Origin of the sequence: Bacillus capparidis (assembly GCF_017832095.1) — a bacterium.
In the GTDB taxonomy this organism is placed as follows: domain Bacteria; phylum Bacillota; class Bacilli; order Bacillales; family Bacillaceae; genus Bacillus; species Bacillus gobiensis.
Genome location: NZ_JAFDST010000004.1, coordinates 336,930 through 352,831, shown reverse-complemented (window position 1 = coordinate 352,831; position 15,902 = coordinate 336,930). Strand labels below are relative to the sequence as shown.

The window sequence follows — 15,902 nt, the reverse complement described above, 5'->3', positions numbered from 1 at the left end:
CCTTTAGATTATAGTTCTACTATCCCCGCTTCATTGTAGGAGGGATCTCATCCTTATTTACCATTACTTCAATAACAGTCGGGTCGTCCTCAGAAAGGCCTTTGCTTACGGCTTCTCTTAATTCGTTAATTGTACTGCAGCGATACCCGTTTGCCCCCATACTACGGGCAAATTCCTTTGCATTTAATTCGAAATCATACCGTGTACCTGCCGTTCTGCCAATATTATAAAGCATTCCTTTATCTACCATATCGAGCATCCCGTTATTGAGGACGATAAAAAGGACATTGGCTTTTAAATCTACAGCGGTAGAAATTTCTGTCCCATGCATGAAAAGACAGCCATCTCCTGTCAAGCAGACAACGGGGATATTCGGATTTGCAAGCTTTGCGCCGATTGAAAAACCAATGCCGTGGCCCATGGCTCCAAACACATCATCAAAAAAGAATGTGCCTTGTTTAATAATATCGTAGTATTTAATCGCATAGAAGGTGTGGCTTCCATCATCGCCGTACATGACCGTTTCTTCAGGCAATAACTCTCTCAACTCGCCCATGACTTTAGCTGCAGATAATCGGGGTCCGCTCTCTGTTTGTCCGTCAAAGTTTTCCAAGTCTTTTTGCTTATGGATGCTAAGGTCCACGCTCTTTACTGCTGCATGCTGCTTGTATTGCAGCAATTCCTGCAAGTTTCGCTTGGCGTCCCCTTGAACAAGCGTCGTTTTAACAGGAATAGATTTTCCGACAAATGTAGAATTCATATCAAAATGAATAACATGCTTTGGATATAAGTCGGGCGAAAAGCCTGCCAAGGACATGTCACTTAACTTAGAACCTATGACGATTAATAGATCAATCCCCGAAGATAAATAGGAAGAGGAGGCTTCCGTTCCACCTAACCCAAAGCTTCCGAGGGATAGGGGATGCTGTGTAGGAAATGTTCCTTTTCCCCCCGGGGTTGTCATGACCGGAATATTCCAAGTTTCAGCGAAGGTTAAAACTTCTTCATAAGCATTAGCAATATGTATGCCTTTGCCCAGATAGAGGAGGGGTTTCTTAGCCTTGTTAATTATATCCAACGCTTGATGTATGTTGCCGGAGACCGGGATATCCTCTAATTGAAACTCAGGAAATTGATGAGGCATCGTTTCAGAAGTTAAAACGTTCAAAGGGATGGAAAGGTGGACGGGCCCTTTTTGTCCCGTAAGCGATTTTTCCAGTGCGTGCTGCAAGTAGCTTTGGATAGTTCTAGGATCCTCTACACGAGCACTAAAAAGCGTAACCGGACGAAACATCTCAACTAGATCTGTTCCAAACATACTGGAATCCTGGCCAAGGGCTTTGCCGTTTTCAGTAGTTGGCGGCTGGCCGGTGATAAAGAGGACTGGGGCATGATAGGCTTTTGCTTGTGCAGCTGCGGTCAGCATATTTGTTCCGCCGGGTCCGGACGTACCTATAGCTACACCGAGAGTTTTGTTTTGCATCGCATACCCGGTGGCGATATATCCTGCACCGCATTCATGTCTGGACAATCCGAAATGAATTCCTTGTTCCTCCATTTCCAAGATAAGGGGGACTACTGGTTTTCCAGGGATTCCGAAAGCATACTCTATCCCCATATTTTTTAAATGCTTTGCGATAAGTGCAGCAATTGTTGGCATTGACTGTCCCTCCATAAACTAGCAGTTTGGTATGGTTTTACAATTTGTCTACTTTATTGTTATCGGAAGTTTTTGACCATAGTTTAAATGTTAACACTATTTTTCTTTCCAGTACGAAGAAAAACCATTCACATCGAATGGTTTTTTCTACCTACGAATCTATTCTTTTCTCGTTGGCAGATAGCTCTTCCTGAACCGAATGAGCTTCGAATGGGGATTCTTCATCTGTTGTATTTGAGGAATCATTGTTTTTGGCGATCTTCTCATGAAGTTCTTCCATTTTCCGCTCCATGTTTTGTAACCTTTGTTTTGTCTCATTGCCATTTTTGATGACAAAATACAGGGTGATAGCGGGCAATCCGAAGCAAAGTAAAAACGATACAGCGATAATAATTAGATAAATGATTACAAGTCCTATTCCGAAAAAAGCTTCCATGGTAAAGTTCCTTCCCAATTTTTTGTATTTTTTAATCTGGGAAAATTATAACATATACGTTTTGAATCTGTTTAACTTCGCCTGATTGGAATGAAACTGTTGAAGAATGTCAAATTATCAAACTAGTTGTTTTATGCTTTAACATCTTTTATGGTAAAGTTAAAAGGATAATAAATGGCATTAGCGCTAGGAGGAAAAGGATGGCTTATCAAGAAAAAATGCACCCTGAATTAGGAAAGGTTGTTGAAAATATCGACCGCGTCATGATTGGAAAGAAAGACGTTGCTGTGTTAAGCCTGGTTGCCATTCTTGCAAAGGGGCACGTATTGCTGGAGGATGTGCCTGGTGTCGGAAAGACGATGATGGTCAGGGCACTAGCGAAATCAGTTGGCGCGGAATTTAAGAGAATACAGTTTACTCCTGATTTGCTTCCTTCCGATGTGACAGGAGTGTCCGTATATAATCCGAAGACGCTTGAATTTGAATACAGAAGCGGTCCGATTACCGGGAATATAGTACTGGCAGATGAAATCAACCGGACGTCGCCAAAGACCCAGTCCGCTCTTCTTGAAGGAATGGAGGAAGGCAGTGTGACAGTCGACGGCAACACGATGCAGCTTGCAAAGCCTTTTTTTGTTATGGCGACGCAAAACCCTGTAGAATACGAAGGTACCTATCCGCTTCCTGAGGCTCAATTAGATCGTTTTTTATTTAAAATCCGGATGGGCTATCCTACAACGAGCGAGGAGCTTCAAGTACTTAACCTTCAAGAAAAAGTAAAGCCGATCGATCATATCGAATCAGTAATTACAAAGGAACAGCTTGTCAACTTGCAAGACGAGGTAAAAAATATATATGTCGATGAAACGATAAAAGAATACATTGTCAGCATTTCGCAAAAGACAAGAAACCATCCTGCTGTTTATCTTGGAGTCAGTCCGCGAGGGTCAATTGCGTTAATGAAAGCTGCTCAAGCATATGCGTTTGTCCATAGTCGCGATTACGTGATACCTGATGATATCCAATATTTAGCACCGTTTTGTATGCCTCACAGAATGATATTACGTTCTGAAGCAAAATTTGAAGGTGCAGATGCAGCAAAAGTCATCAAGCAAATTTTATCGAAAACAAGCGTGCCGGTCCAAAGGTCGATGAGCCGCTGATGAAAGCGACGTTCAGACAATTGCTTTACGGATGGAAGCTCGCGGCAGTATTGTTATGGATTATTATTCTTTTCTGCTATGCCATGTTTCAAGGCGGGTTTGTCAGCTGGTTTTTGTTCTACACATTTCTTCCATTTGGTCTCTATGCGTTATTGCTTGCGTTTTATCCTATCTCGAAAATGGGAGTTGTACGGGAAATGAACAAAGACCAATTTAAATTAGGAGAGAAGCTGGAAGCCACTGTCTTGATAAGAAGAAAATTCCCTTTTCCGTTGTTTTATATTTTAATAGAAGATGAGATTCCGCAATCACTTAAGAAAAACGGGCAGCAGCCGGAAACAAAAAAAATGCTGTTTCCGTGGTTTAAAAAAGAATTTAAGCTGACTTATTCTCTCTCCTCAATGGTACGGGGAGAACATCAGTTTCAGACGATTCGTATTGTGACCGGAGATCTTTTGGGATTGATTGAAAAAGAAGCTTTTTTCGAATATAAGCAAACCTTCCTAGTGTACCCCTCTTATACAAATATGAGCTACAATAAACAGGATAATCACCTTGAAGACGGAACGCAGCATTCAACGAAACTGAATTTAAAGAATCATTCGATTGCTGTAGGAGTTAGAGAATATCAGCCGGGGGACCGGTTTTCATGGGTCGATTGGAAATCATCTGCAAGAAGAGACCGTTTAATGACGAAGGAATTTGAGCAGTCAAAAAGCCAGGATCTTTATATTCTTATGGATAGATCAAAATCAGATTCTTTCGAAGAAATGGTTACGCTGGCTGCATCTATTGTGCGGGCTGCGCTACGTGCAGGGGCAGATGTCGGTTTTTCTTCTGTCGGCAAGGATAGAGCAGTGTTTCCTATTCAGCACGGAGAGCAGCACTTAAATAAGATTTTTTACCATTTGGCACTCGTAGAACCAAATTCTCCTTACCCGCTAAGTGCAATTTTGGAAAGAGAGCTTGGCAGCCAAACCGTCCGAAATGCAGTTAAATTTATCATTACATCAGAAGTCAATTTAGACTTGTTGCGAAAGATTGAAACTGGTATTTCTTATTCCCAGACAACGCTATATTTGGTGAAGAAAAGAGATATTGGGATTTCTCAAGAAGAAAAAGTGATTATTGACAGATTGAAAAAACAAAAAATTGACGTAGCCGTCATATAGCTTTTTTAAGGCGAAACACCTAATCGGTTCAAAGAGGTGAATATTGAATGGATGGACAAAAGCAGCACAAAGGACTGATTCATTCGCTTGTCTTTTATGTGCTGGCGTTTTTTCTTCTGCTGGAGTGGCTTCGTCCGCTTCAAGATTTTACTGACACAGGATCGACTACATTTTTTGTTATCTTTGTCGGGCTTTCCTTTCTGTTGACTTATTTTAAATTCAAATGGTACTTCATTTTACCGATTGTTTTTGGGTATATTGCGATTGCACTTCAGCTGCTTTTCAATGAAGATATGTTTTTGAATATTTCGTGGATCAGCGTGTTTACTGAAGACATTGCATCCAATTTATCGTTTATTGGATCGGGACTATGGCAGGACATGACACCTTCTTTTCGAACGCTGCTTTTCTTTGTGTTGCTATGGCTGCTAGTGTATCTGCTGCACTATTGGGTGATTTTTCAACACAAAATCTTTTTCTTTTTCTTAATGACGCTTATTTACGTGACGGTACTCGATACATTTTCTCCATACGATGCAACAATTGCGATTGTTCGTATCGTTTTCATAGGCTTCACGTTACTGGGGCTGCTTTATATTGAACGTCTCAGGATAAAAGAACGGATCGATATAAAACGACCTCAAATTATCAAATGGATTGCCCCATTATTTGTATTTATATTTGCGGCGGCAAGTATTGGTATCGCTGCTCCTAAGTCGGCTCCAATCTGGAACGATCCAGTTCCGTTTATCCAATCCTTTTCAAGAGGAGACAATGGAGCAGGGGCAAATAAAGTCGGCTATGGTACAAATGATGAAAGTTTAGGCGGGCCTTTTGCACCTGATAATACGCAGGTTTTCACTTGGGAAGGTGAAGAGAAAGCTTACTTTAGAGTGGAGACGAAAAATATCTACACAGGAAAAGGCTGGCTGGAAAGCGGTGATACAAGCCCTTCGGTTCGATTGCGTTCGGGGTCACTTACAAATCATTGGTTTGAAAATACGGTTAACAGTAAAGAATATTCAATGAAAATCAATGTGGATCAAAATTACAGGTTTAACCACTTGATGTATCCCCTTGGATTGAATAATGTGGACCAGAAAGATTCGGTTCCCCTGGAGATTAATCCAACCGTAGAAAGAATCGAACCACTACGCGATGAAGACAAAAGACTCCGTAATCTGGGAGAATATGAGCTAACGTTTGACTCACCGATTTATAAGCTGAATGAGTTGAAGAAAGTAAATGTTCCTACAGAAAATGAGATTGAAAGCCTCGATTTGGAGGACTTTCTTCAGCTACCAGAATCATTGCCGCAGCGGGTAAAGGATCTGTCAGACGAATTGACCCGAAATGAAGGGAATATGTACGATAAAGCAAAGGCAATTGAAGAATACCTCGGTTCGAGTGAGTTTTCTTATGAAACAAACGATGTAGCACTACCGTCAGAGAATGAAGATTATGTTGATCAATTTTTATTTGAAACGAAACTTGGTTACTGTGACAACTTTTCTTCTGCGATGATCGTTCTCTTGAGGTTATCAGGCATTCCGGCGCGTTGGGTAAAAGGGTACACTTCCGGAGATTATGCCCAAACAGTTGATGGGGACATAAGACGCTATGAAGTAAGTAACAACAATGCCCATTCATGGGTGGAAGCGTATTTTCCCGGACAAGGCTGGGTAACTTTTGAACCGACAAAAGGATTCACGAGTCCTGAGCAAATTACTGAAGAAACTAATACAGGCAGTGACACACCTGTCCCGGATACTCCTCAGGCAGACCAGCAGCCGGAAGAACCTGTTCAACAAGAACAAAAACCGCAGGAACAGCCTCAGGATAATAACCAGGCAGCAGGGTCAGCAAATGACAGGTCGCCGTTATTTTTTGAAGTGGCGGATTGGTTTTGGTATACAGCGGCAGCGATTATTATTGTCTTGTCCATTGTCTTGTATTTTTTCCGTGCAAAATGGCTTCCTTATCTAGTGATTGCCAGACTGAAAAACAAAAATGAAGATGAGGTATTTTTCCAAGCTTATGATGCACTGCTAAAACAGCTCAAAAGGAAAGGCTTAAGAAAAGAAGATGGACAAACGCTGCGTGAATTTGCCAAGAGAGTCGATGAAATATATCAGACGACGGATATGCAAGCATTAACTGAAAAGTATGAACGTGCAGTTTACAGAAATGAGAGCACACATACGCTCTGGAGCCATTCAATTGAATTATGGGAAAATTTAATTAAAAAGAGTTAGTATTGACCTTCCCTTGTCCTGTTGTTAGAATAAGTGAAAATTAAAGTAAATTCCCTTCATATATCCTTGATAATAAGGTTCAAGAGTTTCTACCGGGCCGCCGTAAATGGCCTGACTATGAAGGCAGAACCATTGGATACACAAATCGGATTTCTGCCTTCATTTTTATGTGCGGATTTCCGGTTTTTTATTTATTTTCTTCGATACTATAAAATACCAGAGGTGTAATATTATGACGAACATCACGAATGAAATGGTTCTTGTCCTTGATTTCGGTAGTCAATACAATCAATTAATTACCCGGCGAATCCGAGAATTCGGTGTGTACAGTGAACTGCATCCACATACATTAACTGCCGACATGATCAAGCAAATGAACCCGAAAGGAATTATCTTATCCGGCGGGCCGAACAGCGTTAATGATGAAGGAGCCTTTCGCTGTGATGAAAAAATATTTGAACTTGATATTCCGATTTTAGGGATATGCTACGGCATGCAAATTATGACTCATTATCTTGGAGGAAAAGTTGAAGCAGCCTCCGAACGTGAATACGGGAAAGCTGACATACATATTGAGGGAGAACCAGATTTGTTCAAAGGCCTCCCGAATGAACAAGTTGTCTGGATGAGTCACGGAGATTTAGTGGTTCAAGTGCCAGAAGGGTTTTCTGTTGACGCGACAAGCCGCCATTGTCCGAATTCAGCAATGAGCAAAAAAGATAAAAAATGGTATGGTGTTCAATTTCATCCGGAAGTTCGCCATTCGGAATACGGCAATGATTTATTGAAAAATTTTGTGTTTGATGTTTGTCAATGTAATGGAAATTGGTCAATGGAAAATTTTATTGAAGTCGAAATGGAAAAAATCCGTGAAACTGTCGGGGATAAAAACGTTTTATGTGCCCTGAGCGGAGGCGTTGACTCTTCGGTTGTTGCTGTTTTGATACACAAGGCAATTGGTGACCAGCTCACCTGTATCTTTGTCGATCACGGACTTCTTCGTAAGGACGAAGCAGAAGGCGTTATGAAAACCTTTAGCGAAGGATTCCAAATGAATGTGATTAAGGTGGATGCAAAGGACCGTTTCCTAGACAAGCTGAAGGGTGTTTCGGATCCTGAACAAAAACGAAAAATTATTGGCAATGAATTCATTTATGTATTTGATGATGAAGCTGAAAAATTAAAAGGTATTGATTACCTTGCCCAAGGAACACTATATACGGATATCATTGAAAGCGGGACAGCAACGGCACAAACGATCAAGTCTCACCACAATGTAGGCGGACTGCCTGAAAATATGCAATTCAAGCTGATAGAACCGCTTAATACGCTTTTCAAAGATGAGGTTCGTGCTCTTGGAACAGAGCTGGGAATTCCTGATGAAATCGTTTGGCGCCAGCCGTTCCCAGGTCCGGGACTTGGAATTCGCGTCTTAGGCGAAATATCAGAAGAAAAGCTGGAAATTGTGAGGGAATCTGATGCGATTCTCCGTGAAGAAATTGCAAATGCAGATTTAGAAAAAGACATTTGGCAGTATTTCACTGTTCTTCCTGACATCCGAAGCGTAGGGGTAATGGGTGACGCCCGCACGTATGATTACACAATCGGGATCCGGGCTGTTACGTCAATTGACGGAATGACCTCAGACTGGGCCCGCATTCCATGGGATGTATTAGAGAAAATTTCTACACGTATCGTAAACGAAGTTAAGCATATTAACCGTGTTGTTTACGATATTACCAGCAAGCCGCCAGCTACAATTGAGTGGGAATAATTTACGAACAAAACGGACATTATTCACTATAATGTCCGTTTTTATATTGAATTCAAAATCGATTGTTGGTAAAATGTCCAAGTGATCTTATAAAATAAGAACGATTTCTTATTCAACTAAGTATTTCATTTCATAGAGAGGGGAACCATGCTTTGAAAAACTACTTTCAATTTGACGAGCTTGGTACAAATTTTCGTACTGAAATTATCGGTGGTTTAACAACTTTTTTATCCATGGCTTATATATTATTTGTTAATCCGAGCATTTTGGGAAAAGTAATGGATCCTAATGCTGTTTTTACAGCAACTGCGTTAGCGGCTGCAATCGGATCCCTCGTGATGGGGATTCTTGCAAAGTACCCGATTTCACTGGCGCCGGGGATGGGCTTAAATGCATTTTTCACCTTTGGGGTCGTATTAGGTCAGGGGATTCCTTGGCAAACCGCTTTATCGGGTGTCTTTGTCTCAGGTATTATTTTTATTCTCCTATCTTTAAGCGGCTTGCGCGAAAAAATTATTAATGCAATTCCGCATGAGTTAAAGCTTGCGGTAGGAGCGGGGATCGGTTTGTTTATTACCTTTGTCGGCTTTAAGGAATCCGGTATTGTCGTTGGAAATCCGGAAACACTCGTCGGCCTTGGAGACATACGAAGCGGTACAACTCTGCTTACTGTATTTGGCTTGGTCGTGACTATTATCTTAATGGTTCTTCGTGTATATGGCGGCATTTTTATCGGAATGATTCTGACTGCAATTGCCGGTATGATCTTTGGACTGATCCAGACACCTCAAGCTATTGTCGGCCCGATTCAAAGTCTGGAGCCATCCTTTGGACAAGCTTTATTCAATTTAGACCAAATTTTCACCATTCATATGCTGATCGTCATATTAACCTTTTTATTTGTTGATTTCTTTGACACAGCGGGAACGTTGGTCGGAGTGGCTAATCAAGCCGGGCTAATGAAGGATAATAAGCTTCCAAGAGCAGGAAAAGCGTTGCTTGCGGATTCTACAGCGACATCGATCGGCGCGATTTTAGGTACTTCAACAACTACCGCGTATATTGAATCAACAGCGGGAGTGGCAGCTGGTGCACGCTCCGGCTTTGCTGCAGTCGTAACAGGCTTGCTGTTTTTATTGTCGCTCTTCTTCTCACCATTATTGGGTGTGGTGACACCGCAAGTAACGGCACCTGCGTTAATTATTGTAGGAGTATTGATGGTTTCATCACTCAATAAGATTGAATGGAATCGGTTTGAAATTGCCGTGCCAGCTTTCTTAACGATGATCGCTATGCCGTTATCATATAGCATTGCGACCGGAATTGCGATGGGATTCATTTTTTATCCTGTTACGATGATTGCCAAAGGGAAAGCAAAAGAAATTCATCCGATTATGTACGGATTGTTTGTGATTTTTATTTTGTATTTTGTCTTTTTAAAGTGAGCGATAGAAGGTAAGAGCCGGCTCAGCCTATTTGGCAGAGCCGGTTTTTTTGATTTGAACGATGTCCAGAGTCATTATTGAAACGAAAGCACTGGTTCGTACGTCTAGTTATAGCATGCGAAAAATGCTTTTGACGAAATCAGCAGTTTTCGTTACTTTAATATAGAATAAGATTCGCTTGATGAATATTTTGCGGGTTTTTTTATTTATTCAATAACGAGGAGAATCAATATTATGGAAGAAATGCGTAATAAAGATAGATACAACGATGATCATAATGAACGGGAGGAAGCTTCCGCTGTAGAGGAAGAAACCGTGGAAGAACAATCCCGCTTATCGAGGGTTTCGAGAAATCAAGCAAAAAAACAAACGAAAGCTAAAACGCGAACGAAAAACAGCGAGAAGCCCTCTGCGAATAAATATGTATCTGGCTTCAGGGCTTTCGGCGGATCTGTTTTGCGTTACTTAAGCTATTTTTATTCCGTATTGAAAAGCCCTCTGGCTGCAATGAGGGCTGCTGATGAAAAAAGCGCGAAATATGGATATGTTTCATTGTTTCTTTTTACTGTGCTTTTTTCCCTTGGGAATTTTATTCAGTTGCGGGCAAGCAGGGAGCGAGTGCTTGGATTCGGTGTTTCTTACCCGTTTTATGAGGCATTCTTTTTCGTGCTATTATTTGCTTTCACATTCCTGCTAATCTCAGCCGGTTCGATTTGGGTCGTTTCGAAATATATAATTAGATATCCATTTGCGTTTAGAAATGTACTTAATCGATTAAGTGTTCTCTTTGTTCCTGTAACTACACTCACACTGCTATGGATGGTGTTTTCAATACCGCATTTGATTTTTTTGACATCAATTCTATCTGTCTTCGGATTTTGCTACTATCTGTTTTCAATTTATGCTCTAATTGAAAGTGCGTATAAAAGCAGTAGTCGGCCGCTGATAGACTTGTTCTATTGTGCGGGTATAGCTTTGCTCATTCAGGCAGCGTTTGTGGGTTTCATTTGGAGATTTATTTCGGACTATCTATTATCTTCGCTTATTCCTCTTTAAGTGAGAAAAGGATAGACGCGGCGTTTTTAAGCGCCGTGTTTTTTATTAGCGTAAAGAGGAAATATTTAATGTATAGAAGGACTGTTTTTTACATTGTGCGTAATCAAAGGTAAAATATAACTTGTTTCTACATTTTAAAAAGAAGCAAAAGTCAGGAGGGAGCATGGCATGGAAGCTATACTTTCCAACAGTTTTTTAATGATTCTGATTATTCTCTTAGTTAATATTGTGTATGTCTCTTTTAACACCATTCGAATCATTTTAACTCTTAAAGGCCAACGGTACATGGCAGCTTTTATTAGTACGATTGAAGTTTTTGTTTACGTTATAGGTTTAGGGCTGGTTTTAAATAACTTAAATCAAATCCAAAATATTTTGGCCTATGCGATTGGATTTGGCATTGGCGTGATTGTCGGAATGAAAATCGAAGAAAAGCTGGCACTCGGGTATATTACTGTAAATGTGATTACGAAAGAACTGGACTTGGACCTTCCAAAACAGCTGAGGGAAAAAGGATACGGAGTAACCAACTGGGTAGCTGGGGGACTAGAAGGAGACCGGACAGCCATGCAGATCCTGACGCCGAGAAAATATGAGCTGCAGCTCTATGAAACGATTAATAATCTCGACAGCAAAGCATTTATTATTTCCTATGAACCGAAAACAATCCATGGCGGATTCTGGGTGAAGGCCGTTAAGAAAAGGAGAATCAAAAAATAATGTCCAAGCCAAAGAAGAAACGATTTGAAGTGAATGAAGGGCAAACGATCGAGCAGGTGCTTGACCAAATGAAAAAAGAAGGGTACTTGCCTGTAAGAAAAATGGAAGAGCCGATTTTCAAAGAACAAACAGAAAATGGAGCTATTCAAATTGTTCCACACGGCAAAAAAACGATTTTTGAAGGGAAGTTGAGTTAAAAACCGAACATTAATTGGATAGATAATAATATCGTTCGAAATTTCGTTGACAATTGATTTGTGTGTTGTTAAGATAAACATGACAAATGAACACGACCTCATATAATCTTGGGAATACGGCCCATAAGTCTCTACCCAATGACCTTAAATCATTGGACTATGAAGGAAAGTGAACCTATAACAGACATGGATATCACAGGTAACGAGACTTGCGATAGCCAACCATGCTCGTTTTGTGCTGCTTCCTAATAGAATTGCATCAGAAACGGGCATTTTTTATGGAATAAAGAAGTGATAGAGGGTGAAATCGGTATGCAGCCTAAAGTGGGCGTCATCATGGGAAGCGCATCAGATTGGGAAACGATGAAGCACGCGTGTGACATACTTGACGAGCTTCAAATCCCGTATGAAAAAAAAGTTGTTTCTGCACATCGTACGCCGGATTTAATGTTTGAATATGCAGAACAAGGCAGAAAAAAAGGGTTAAAAGTAATTATTGCAGGAGCTGGAGGAGCGGCGCATCTACCTGGTATGGTCGCAGCAAAAACGACTCTTCCTGTTATCGGCGTACCGGTTCAATCCAAAGCCTTGCAAGGAATGGATTCATTGCTGTCTATCGTGCAAATGCCGGGGGGAATTCCGGTAGCGACAGTTGCGATTGGCAAGGCAGGTGCGACCAATGCCGGTTTGCTTGCTGCCCAAATTCTCTCTGCATTCGATGAAGAGCTTGCACTGAAGCTTGATGAAAGAAGAGAACTATTAAAAGAAAAAGTCATGGAAAGCAGTGATCAGCTTGTCTAATCAATTGATTTTACCTGGATCAACAATCGGCATAATCGGGGGAGGACAACTTGGCAAGCATATGGCGATTTCCGCCAAAAACATGGGGTATAAAGTAGCGGTATTAGACCCGACTCCGGGATCTCCGTGCGGCCAGGTATCTGATCAAGAAATTACTGCTGGCTACGGCGATTTCGATGCCATTCAATCGCTAGCTGAAATCAGTGACGTCATTACGTATGAATTTGAAAATATCGACTATGACTCGCTTGTTTGGTTAAAAGAAAATGCTTATCTTCCTCAAGGAAGTGAGCTGCTCTTAATGACGCAAAACAGGGAAACAGAAAAAAAGGGAATTGAACAAGCGGGATGTACTGTGGCGCCTTATCGGGTCATTCATAGTATCGAGGATCTGCAAAGCGGATTAAACGCGCTTGGTTTTCCTGCTGTTTTAAAAACGTGCCGTGGCGGTTACGACGGCAAAGGACAGCATGTACTTAGGAGCAAAGAACAACTGACGGAGGCGGCCAAGCTTCTGGAGCATGGAACGTGTGTATTGGAGAGCTGGATTCCATTTGAAATGGAGCTGTCTGTCATTGTGACAAGATCGGTTACGGGAGAAATGACGACCTTTCCTGTGGCAGAAAATATTCATAAAAACAACGTGCTGTTTCAGTCTATTGTACCGGCCAGAGCAGCAGAAGAGGTTCAGAGAGAGGCAACGGAGCTTGCGATTCAGCTTGCTGAACATGTAAAGCTTGTAGGAACACTTGCTGTAGAGTTGTTCTTAACAAAGGACGGAAAGCTGTATGTCAATGAATTGGCGCCAAGGCCTCATAATTCCGGGCACTATACACTCGATTTAACCGAGACGAGCCAATTCGAACAGCATATCCGCGCAGTATGCGGCCTTCCTCTTGGGAAAACGAAACTCTTGCAATCAGGAGTAATGGTAAACATGTTAGGCAAAGAAATTGAATTGATTCAAGAAAACCTGAACTGGCTGCAGGATGCAAAGCTCTACCTTTATGGCAAGCATGAAGCGAAGCCGGGAAGAAAAATGGGACATATCACATTTGTAAGAGAACCGAATGAAAACTTGATAAAAGAATTAACAGCAAAATGGACGAACTATGCGGAGGTTGACCAAAGATGATAGAACGTTATTCAAGGCCTGAAATGGCTGCGATTTGGACAGATCAAAATCGATTTCAAGCGTGGCTTGAGGTTGAGTTATTAGCTTGTGAAGCATGGGCGGAGCTCGGGGTAATTCCGAAAAACGATGTAACTGTTATGCGCGAGAATGCTTCATTCGATATCGATCGCATCCTTGAGATCGAACAAGATACAAGGCACGATGTTGTTGCATTTACCCGTGCTGTTTCAGAGACACTTGGAGAAGAAAAGAAATGGGTTCATTACGGCTTAACCTCAACAGACGTAGTTGATACCGCTCTTTCCTATCTATTAAAACAGGCAAATGACATATTGCTCAAGGATATTGAGAGATTTATTGACATACTAAAAGAAAAAGCTATGGAACATAAGTATACAGTGATGATGGGACGTACACACGGAGTCCACGCTGAACCGACAACATTTGGCCTCAAGCTAGGTCTTTGGTACGAAGAAATGAAGCGCAATTTGGAAAGGTTTAAGCAGGCAAAAGCCGGAATTGAATTTGGCAAGATTTCTGGTGCGGTCGGAACCTACGCGAACATTGACCCTTTTGTTGAAGCTTACGTCTGTGAAAAGCTGGGCTTGAAAGCAGCACCTATTTCTACACAAACGTTGCAAAGAGACCGTCATGCCGACTATATGTCAACCCTTGCTCTTGTTGCAACGAGCATCGAAAAATTTGCGGTTGAAATTCGCGGGCTGCAAAAAAGTGAGACTCGTGAAGTAGAAGAATTTTTCGCCAAAGGCCAAAAAGGATCATCGGCTATGCCTCATAAGCGCAACCCGATCGGTTCAGAAAATATGACTGGAATCGCCCGTGTAATCCGCGGTCATATGATAACGGCTTACGAAAACGTTCCGCTTTGGCATGAAAGAGATATTTCCCACTCATCCGCTGAGAGAATTATTTTGCCGGATGCGACAATAGCCCTTAACTATATGCTGAACCGATTTGCGAACATCGTTAAGAACTTAACGGTTTTCCCTGAAAATATGAAACGAAACATGGATCGGACACTTGGATTGATTTATTCCCAGCGCGTACTGCTTGCTTTAATCGATACTGGTCTATCTCGTGAAGAAGCATACGACACAGTGCAGCCAAAAGCAATGGAAGCATGGGAGAAGCAAGTTCCTTTCCGCCAGCTGGTTGAAGCGGAGGAGAAAATTACCTCCCGTCTGTCTGCTGAGAAGATTGATGATTGCTTCGATTATAACTATCACTTGAAGAACGTTGATTTGATCTTTGAACGTCTTGGATTATCTTAAAGAGGCTAGTTTGACAGCCTCTTTTCCTGGGCAGTCCTGTCAACATTTTTGCCAAAACGCTATTAGGGAGGCCTTTTCTTGAACATAACGAAACAGGAACTTTTATACGAAGGAAAAGCGAAGCAGATTTTTAAAACAGATCATGATGATATTCTATTCGTTTCTTACAAGGATTCTGCGACAGCTTTTAATGGGGAAAAAAAAGCGACGATTGCTGGAAAAGGACGATTAAACAACGAAATCTCAAGCTTGATTTTCGAGTGGCTTGATAAACAAGGGATTGAAAACCACTTCGTGGAGAGAGTTTCTGAAACCGAACAGCTTATCAAAAAAGTTACGATAGTTCCTTTAGAAGTAGTTGTTAGGAATGTTACTGCCGGAAGCATGGCAAAGCGACTCGGGATAGAGGAAGGCATTGCATTGGAGCAGCCTTTACTTGAGTTTTACTACAAGGATGATTCTCTTGGTGATCCGCTCATTACAGAAGATCATATTTGGATATTAAAAGCGGCAACTCCTGAACAAGTAGACACAATAAAATCTATTACGAAAAGGGTCAATCAAGAGCTGGTTCAAATTTTTGCAGATTGCAATGTGAGATTAATAGATTTCAAACTTGAGTTTGGTATCGATAATAACGGCCAAGTGCTCTTGGCAGATGAGATTTCTCCCGATACGTGCAGGTTATGGGATGCAGAAACGAATGAAAAGCTGGATAAAGACGTGTTCAGAAGAGATTTAGGGCAGCTAACAGATGCATATGAAGAGATTTTTAAAAGACTAAGGAGGCAGTAAT

At 41.4% G+C, this 15,902-nt stretch carries 14 protein-coding genes and 2 riboswitches; of the genes, 12 read left to right on the top strand and 2 right to left on the bottom strand.

Annotation, left to right across the window (positions count from 1 at the left end; genetic code table 11):
- Nucleotides 1–19: 19 nt before the first annotated feature.
- Together JOC74_RS17325 and JOC74_RS17320 are read right to left on the bottom strand one after the other, a co-directional pair.
- Nucleotides 20–1,660 carry a thiamine pyrophosphate-binding protein gene (locus tag JOC74_RS17325; protein ID WP_053605732.1) on the bottom strand — a complete coding sequence of 547 codons (1,641 nt, stop codon included), beginning with the start codon at nucleotides 1,658–1,660 and terminating at the stop codon, nucleotides 20–22.
- A 151-nt stretch (nucleotides 1,661–1,811) separates the two neighbouring features.
- Nucleotides 1,812–2,096, bottom strand: a complete 285-nt coding sequence (locus tag JOC74_RS17320) for a hypothetical protein (RefSeq protein ID WP_053605733.1) — start codon at nucleotides 2,094–2,096, stop codon at nucleotides 1,812–1,814.
- Nucleotides 2,097–2,296: 200 nt separating this feature from the next.
- Here JOC74_RS17320 and JOC74_RS17315 point away from each other — a divergent pair, with 200 nt between their 5' ends.
- The 12 genes from JOC74_RS17315 to purC all read left to right on the top strand — a co-directional run bounded on the left by JOC74_RS17315 (nucleotide 2,297) and on the right by purC (nucleotide 15,901).
- Complete coding sequence (locus tag JOC74_RS17315; protein WP_053605734.1) at nucleotides 2,297–3,259, top strand: AAA family ATPase; 963 nt, start codon at nucleotides 2,297–2,299, stop codon at nucleotides 3,257–3,259.
- Nucleotides 3,259–4,431 (top strand): DUF58 domain-containing protein, encoded by a 1,173-nt coding sequence (locus JOC74_RS17310; RefSeq protein ID WP_053605735.1) that lies wholly within the window; start codon nucleotides 3,259–3,261, stop codon nucleotides 4,429–4,431. Before JOC74_RS17315 ends, JOC74_RS17310 begins: the two co-directional genes overlap by 1 nt.
- A 47-nt stretch (nucleotides 4,432–4,478) precedes the next feature.
- The gene (locus JOC74_RS17305) at nucleotides 4,479–6,686 is read left to right on the top strand and encodes a DUF4129 domain-containing transglutaminase family protein (protein ID WP_053605736.1); all 2,208 of its coding nucleotides are present in this window, start codon (nucleotides 4,479–4,481) and stop codon (nucleotides 6,684–6,686) included.
- A gap of 36 nt (nucleotides 6,687–6,722) precedes the next feature.
- Nucleotides 6,723–6,824, top strand: a riboswitch (purine riboswitch).
- A gap of 94 nt (nucleotides 6,825–6,918) precedes the next feature.
- Nucleotides 6,919–8,460 (top strand): glutamine-hydrolyzing GMP synthase, encoded by a 1,542-nt coding sequence (gene guaA, locus JOC74_RS17300; protein WP_053605737.1) that lies wholly within the window; start codon nucleotides 6,919–6,921, stop codon nucleotides 8,458–8,460.
- A gap of 152 nt (nucleotides 8,461–8,612) precedes the next feature.
- On the top strand, nucleotides 8,613–9,905 hold the full coding sequence (locus tag JOC74_RS17295) for an NCS2 family permease (protein WP_053605738.1): 1,293 nt from the start codon (nucleotides 8,613–8,615) through the stop codon (nucleotides 9,903–9,905).
- Nucleotides 9,906–10,139: 234 nt separating this feature from the next.
- Entirely contained in the window at nucleotides 10,140–10,961 is an 822-nt protein-coding gene (locus JOC74_RS17290; protein ID WP_053605739.1) for a DUF6574 domain-containing protein, read from the top strand.
- 168 nt (nucleotides 10,962–11,129) lie between these two features.
- Nucleotides 11,130–11,681 carry a DUF2179 domain-containing protein gene (locus tag JOC74_RS17285; protein ID WP_053605740.1) on the top strand — a complete coding sequence of 184 codons (552 nt, stop codon included), beginning with the start codon at nucleotides 11,130–11,132 and terminating at the stop codon, nucleotides 11,679–11,681.
- The gene (locus JOC74_RS17280) at nucleotides 11,681–11,878 is read left to right on the top strand and encodes an NETI motif-containing protein (protein WP_053605741.1); all 198 of its coding nucleotides are present in this window, start codon (nucleotides 11,681–11,683) and stop codon (nucleotides 11,876–11,878) included. Before JOC74_RS17285 ends, JOC74_RS17280 begins: the two co-directional genes overlap by 1 nt.
- A gap of 78 nt (nucleotides 11,879–11,956) precedes the next feature.
- A riboswitch (purine riboswitch) is annotated at nucleotides 11,957–12,058 on the top strand.
- A 132-nt stretch (nucleotides 12,059–12,190) separates the two neighbouring features.
- Nucleotides 12,191–12,679, top strand: a complete 489-nt coding sequence (gene purE / locus JOC74_RS17275; protein ID WP_053605742.1) for a 5-(carboxyamino)imidazole ribonucleotide mutase — start codon at nucleotides 12,191–12,193, stop codon at nucleotides 12,677–12,679.
- Nucleotides 12,663–13,814, top strand: coding sequence for a 5-(carboxyamino)imidazole ribonucleotide synthase (gene purK / locus JOC74_RS17270; protein ID WP_225970298.1), 1,152 nt, complete (start codon nucleotides 12,663–12,665; stop codon nucleotides 13,812–13,814). Before purE ends, purK begins: the two co-directional genes overlap by 17 nt.
- A complete protein-coding gene (gene purB / locus JOC74_RS17265; protein WP_053605744.1) occupies nucleotides 13,811–15,106 on the top strand; it encodes an adenylosuccinate lyase in 1,296 nt (431 codons plus the stop codon). Before purK ends, purB begins: the two co-directional genes overlap by 4 nt.
- 78 nt (nucleotides 15,107–15,184) lie before the next feature.
- A complete protein-coding gene (gene purC, locus JOC74_RS17260) occupies nucleotides 15,185–15,901 on the top strand; it encodes a phosphoribosylaminoimidazolesuccinocarboxamide synthase (RefSeq protein WP_053605745.1) in 717 nt (238 codons plus the stop codon).
- Nucleotide 15,902: the final 1 nt, after the last annotated feature.

What these genes read in the sequence shown, in the direction of transcription:
- JOC74_RS17325 (WP_053605732.1), bottom strand. Translation starts at nt 1,660, where the DNA reads ATGCCAACAATTGCTGCACTTATCGCAAAGCATTTAAAAAATATGGGG.
- JOC74_RS17320 (WP_053605733.1), bottom strand. Translation starts at nt 2,096, where the DNA reads ATGGAAGCTTTTTTCGGAATAGGACTTGTAATCATTTATCTAATTATT.
- JOC74_RS17315 (WP_053605734.1), top strand. Translation starts at nt 2,297, where the DNA reads ATGGCTTATCAAGAAAAAATGCACCCTGAATTAGGAAAGGTTGTTGAA.
- JOC74_RS17310 (WP_053605735.1), top strand. Translation starts at nt 3,259, where the DNA reads ATGAAAGCGACGTTCAGACAATTGCTTTACGGATGGAAGCTCGCGGCA.
- JOC74_RS17305 (WP_053605736.1), top strand. Translation starts at nt 4,479, where the DNA reads ATGGATGGACAAAAGCAGCACAAAGGACTGATTCATTCGCTTGTCTTT.
- guaA (WP_053605737.1), top strand. Translation starts at nt 6,919, where the DNA reads ATGACGAACATCACGAATGAAATGGTTCTTGTCCTTGATTTCGGTAGT.
- JOC74_RS17290 (WP_053605739.1), top strand. Translation starts at nt 10,140, where the DNA reads ATGGAAGAAATGCGTAATAAAGATAGATACAACGATGATCATAATGAA.
- JOC74_RS17285 (WP_053605740.1), top strand. Translation starts at nt 11,130, where the DNA reads ATGGAAGCTATACTTTCCAACAGTTTTTTAATGATTCTGATTATTCTC.
- JOC74_RS17280 (WP_053605741.1), top strand. Translation starts at nt 11,681, where the DNA reads ATGTCCAAGCCAAAGAAGAAACGATTTGAAGTGAATGAAGGGCAAACG.
- purE (WP_053605742.1), top strand. Translation starts at nt 12,191, where the DNA reads ATGCAGCCTAAAGTGGGCGTCATCATGGGAAGCGCATCAGATTGGGAA.
- purB (WP_053605744.1), top strand. Translation starts at nt 13,811, where the DNA reads ATGATAGAACGTTATTCAAGGCCTGAAATGGCTGCGATTTGGACAGAT.